Raw genomic sequence first — 3903 nt, 5'->3', positions numbered from 1 at the left:
CCGCCAGACCGGCACCCCGGCCCGGTATCCGGCCGGCGTTCCCAAGGTCCCCTGCCCCTACCGCAACCCGGGACGCCTCACCGACGGCGGGCCGCTCGTCCAGGGGATGAAGGTCGCCATCACCGGCGACACCCGCACGCCCCGGGCCGAACTCGTGGCCAAGGCGTCAGCGGCGGGCCTGAACATGATGTCCACGGTCAGCCGCCACACCAGCGCTCTCGTGACGAACGCGCCGAGTCCCCCCAGCACCAAAACCAAGCGCGCCGAGGCCGAGGGCGTCCCGATCATCGACGAGGCCGCGTTCCTGCGCCTCCTCCAGGACGTGCGCCCCGGCACCTCCCACGAGCCGGCGACGAGCACCGCCCCGACGCCCCCGGCGGCACCCCGGGCCACCCGTCCCGCGCAACCGGCCAAGGCCCTGTCCGGCCGGCGCGTGCTGGTCGTGGGCGGCTCGCACCCGCGCGCCGCGGCGACCCGGACCCGCGTCACCGAACTGGGCGGCGCCGCCGCGGTGAACCTCTCCAACAGCGTCACCGACGTGGTCGTGCTCCCCGGCGGGGAGGAGGACCGCCGCATGCCCCGGATCCGCTCACTCGCCCTGCCGCTGCACGACGAGGCGTGGCTCTACGGGCCGACGTCCGCGCGCCCCGCCGAAGGCGAACCGGCGCCCGCCCACCCGGCACCGCTCGCCCTGCCCCGAGGCGGCGTGACCGACCTCCCCGTCACCCCGCACACGACCGCGTGGACGGTCACCGCGACCTGGGCGCACCAGACGGCCTGCGAGGTCGACATCGTGGCCTTCGCGCTGGACGGCGACGAGCAGGTGTCCGCCGACGAGGACTTCGTGTTCTACGGTTCGACCGAGACGCCCGGCGGGGCGGTCTCCCTCTCCGCCGACGGTCCCACCGAGCAGTCGATCAGCGTCGACACGGAAAGCCTCGACCCGTCCGTGCGCAAGGTGGTCATCGCGGCCGCGATCGACGGGACCGAGACCTTCGGGACGGTCGGCGCCATAGAGATCACCGCCGCCCCCGGCACCAGCGAGGCCCCGCTGGCCCAGGCCACCCTCGACGCGGCCACCACCGAACGCACGATGCTGCTGGCCGAGCTGTACCGCCGCGGCCCGTCCTGGCGCCTGCGCGCGATGGGCCAAGGCCACGACTACGGCCTGGCCGCCCTCGCCCGCGCCTACGGCGTAGACATCGACGACTAGGGAATGCCCCCCGAAATGCCCACCGGCAGGTAAACGAGGCCGAGGCGGGGAGCACGCTCCTGGAGGCGATGCACGAGCGCGTCCGCGCACGGTGGCCGGAACTGGAGACGGCGACGGCGCTGGTCGAGGAGGAGACGACGAAGGCGCTCGCCGAGCAGGCCGAGGGGGCGTTCGAGCTCGTGGTGGGCAGCCGCGGGCGGGGCGGGTTCGCCAGCATGCTGCTGGGGTCCACGAGCCGGCGGATGGCCTCCCAGTCGCCCGTTCCGGTCGTGATCGTCCGCGGGGAGCCCGACGATCGCGGCGAGGTCGTGGTGGGGGTCGACCTGTCGTGGGAGGGGGAGCGGGTTCTCGACTACGCCTTCGATGCCGCCGCGTTGCACGGCGCCCGGCTGCGGATCGTCCACGCGTGGACGGTGTACGGGATGCCCGTCGAGGCCGGCTGGGTGGTCGACGACGAGGCGGTGCAGCGCGAGCTGGTGGAACGGCTCACCACCGCCTACACGCCGCTGCGGGACAGGTACCCGCAGGTGGAGGTGGTCGAGGACGTCGTCATGGACCATCCGGTGACCGCGCTGGCCAATGCCTCGCGCGGCGCGCGCCTCGTCGTCGTGGGCGCCCACCACCGGCACTGGGACACGCTCCGGCTCGGTTCCGTCAGCCACGGTTCCGTCCACCACGGGGCCGTCCACCACGCGGAGTGCCCGGTCGCGGTCGTCCCGCACGGCGCCGCCGACGGCGGCCGACCGCCGGCGCCTTCCCGCGGGTGAGGACCTTCGTCCCGAAGATCGTGCGCCCTTTGGATCTACGGCCCAGGTGGGGGCCGGGATTGACTTGAGGCGAAGCGAAAAAGGCGACGCGATGGAAGGTGAGAGGCGATGGCACTCTCGGAGCACGAGACGCGTACGGGTCGGGGCACCCGGATCCGGGTGGTGGCCCCGAAGCCGCTGACCGAGTCGCCCGCGGCGCGGTACGTGTGGGCGGCGGCCCGGCTGGCGCTGGGCTGGATCTTCGCCTGGGCGTTCGTGGACAAGCTGTTCGGGCTGGGCTACGCGACCCCCGCGGACAAGGCGTGGATCGATGGTGCCAGCCCCACCGAGGGGTTCTTGGCCAACGCGCCGCAGGGCCCGTTCGCCGGCCTCTACAACGGCCTGGCCGGGGCGGCCTGGGCGGACTGGCTGTTCATGATCGGCCTGGCGGGCATCGGCGCGGCGCTGCTGCTGGGCATCGGGATCCGGATCGCCGCCGCGAGCGGCGCGCTGATGATGGTCCTGATGTGGTCGGCGGTCCTGCCCCCGGAGAACAACCCCTTCATGGACGACCACCTGATCTACGCGATCGTCCTGATCGGACTGGCCCTGGTCAAGGCCGGCGACACCCTCGGCCTGGGCGAACGGTGGAGCAGCACCCGCCTGGCCCAGCGCTTCCCCATCCTCAAGTGACCTGACTGAACCGCACGCCAAGGGCGTCCACCACGGTGGGCGCCCTTCGGCGTGTCCGGGGGAGCCTCAGCCGAGCGCCAGCACGTGGAGGACCATGCGGGCGGTGCCGCCGCCCTCATCCTCGGCGATCGCCAGCGCCGTGCCCACGTCGAGGTCGTCGAGCAGGGCGCGTGTCGCCGCGGCCTCCGCCGCCGGGGACGAGGCGCGGCGGCCCGCGCCGGCGCGGAGGGCGTCCAGGCGGGCGACGGCGGCGTCGAGGGCGGCGGGCGTGTAGTCCCAGTCGTCCCGCCAGGGGGCGGTGATCAGCATGAGCCGGACGGCGGTGGCGGGGCGGCTCTGCAGCAGCTCGGAGACCAGGACGAGGTTGCCGGTCGACTTGGCCATCTTGGCGCCCTCGCGGCAGACCATGCCGATGTGCAGCCAGGCGCGGGAGAACGGCCGCACGCCGGTCAGCGACTCGGTGAGCGCGGTCTCGTAGGCGTGGTGGGGGAAACGCAGGTCGGTGCCGCCGGAGTGCAGGTCGAGCGCGGGCCCGAACGTCGCCATGGCCATCGCGGCGCACTCGGCGTGCCAGCCGGGCCGGCCCGGGCCCCACGGGCCGGGCCAGGCGGGCTCCCCGGCATGCGACGGCCGCCAGACGGCGACGTCGAACGGGTGCTCCTTGCCCGGGTTGTCGGGCTCGTCGCCGTACTCGGCCATCAGCTCATGCGCCCGCTCGTCGCCGACCCCCGCGCGGCCGGGGACATCGGCGCCGCGGAAGTAGACCGCCCCGTCCCGGACATAGGCGTGGCCGGACGCGAGGAGCCCCTGGGCGAGCGCGACGACCTCCCGGACGTGGGTGTGCGCCCGAGGCCGGTGGTCCACCGGGTGGACGCCGAGCGCGTCGAGGTCGCGCTCGAAGTAGAACTGCTGGACGGCGGCGAAACTGTCGTACGGGCTGCCCGCCCGGTGCGCGGCCTGGTTCAGCACGTCGTCGACATCGGTGACGTTGCGGCAGACGCGCACCTCACCGCCCGCGTGCCGCAGGACCCGGGCGGCCACGTCGGCCCAGACGAACGTCCGGGCGTGCCCGAGGTGGGTCGCGTCGTACGGGGTGATCCCGCAGACGTACATGCGCGCCGGGCCCACGACCGGCAGCGGGCGCCCGCCGATCCGCAGTGTGCGGTCTGGTGCGTTGAGCTCCACTGGATTGTCGTACCCAGGGCGCGTCCGGGGGAAAGGTGAGGGTCAGGGCCGCCCGGGATGGAAGCC

The 3903-nt window shown here is 74.1% G+C and carries 4 protein-coding genes; 3 read left to right on the top strand and 1 reads right to left on the bottom strand.

Annotation, left to right across the window (positions count from 1 at the left end; translation table 11 throughout):
* The 3 genes from E1266_RS36110 to E1266_RS36100 form a co-directional block, all read left to right on the top strand.
* The coding region (locus E1266_RS36110) for a TerD family protein (protein WP_207946129.1) at positions 1 to 1213 on the top strand (1213 nt) is incomplete at its 5' end.
* Between the two features lie 68 nt (positions 1214 to 1281).
* The gene (locus E1266_RS36105) at positions 1282 to 1980 is read left to right on the top strand and encodes a universal stress protein (protein WP_132054918.1); all 699 of its coding nucleotides are present in this window, start codon (positions 1282 to 1284) and stop codon (positions 1978 to 1980) included.
* A gap of 108 nt (positions 1981 to 2088) precedes the next feature.
* Positions 2089 to 2652, top strand: coding sequence for a DoxX family protein (locus tag E1266_RS36100; RefSeq protein ID WP_132054916.1), 564 nt, complete (start codon positions 2089 to 2091; stop codon positions 2650 to 2652).
* 66 nt (positions 2653 to 2718) lie between these two features.
* Here the strand turns inward: E1266_RS36100 and E1266_RS36095 are convergent, their stop codons facing one another.
* The gene (locus tag E1266_RS36095; RefSeq protein ID WP_243719320.1) at positions 2719 to 3837 is read right to left on the bottom strand and encodes a class I tRNA ligase family protein; all 1119 of its coding nucleotides are present in this window, start codon (positions 3835 to 3837) and stop codon (positions 2719 to 2721) included.
* Positions 3838 to 3903: the final 66 nt, after the last annotated feature.

The organism is Actinomadura sp. 7K534 (genome assembly GCF_004348575.1).
Lineage (GTDB): Bacteria > Actinomycetota > Actinomycetes > Streptosporangiales > Streptosporangiaceae > Spirillospora > Spirillospora livida.
The sequence above is the reverse complement of the archived record's forward strand: the minus strand, read 5'-3'. Positions and strand labels throughout refer to the sequence as shown.

Excerpts from the sequence above, each read along its gene's own strand:
- E1266_RS36105 (WP_132054918.1), top strand. The coding sequence starts at position 1,282 with ATGCACGAGCGCGTCCGCGCACGGTGGCCGGAACTGGAGACGGCGACG.
- E1266_RS36100 (WP_132054916.1), top strand. The coding sequence starts at position 2,089 with ATGGCACTCTCGGAGCACGAGACGCGTACGGGTCGGGGCACCCGGATC.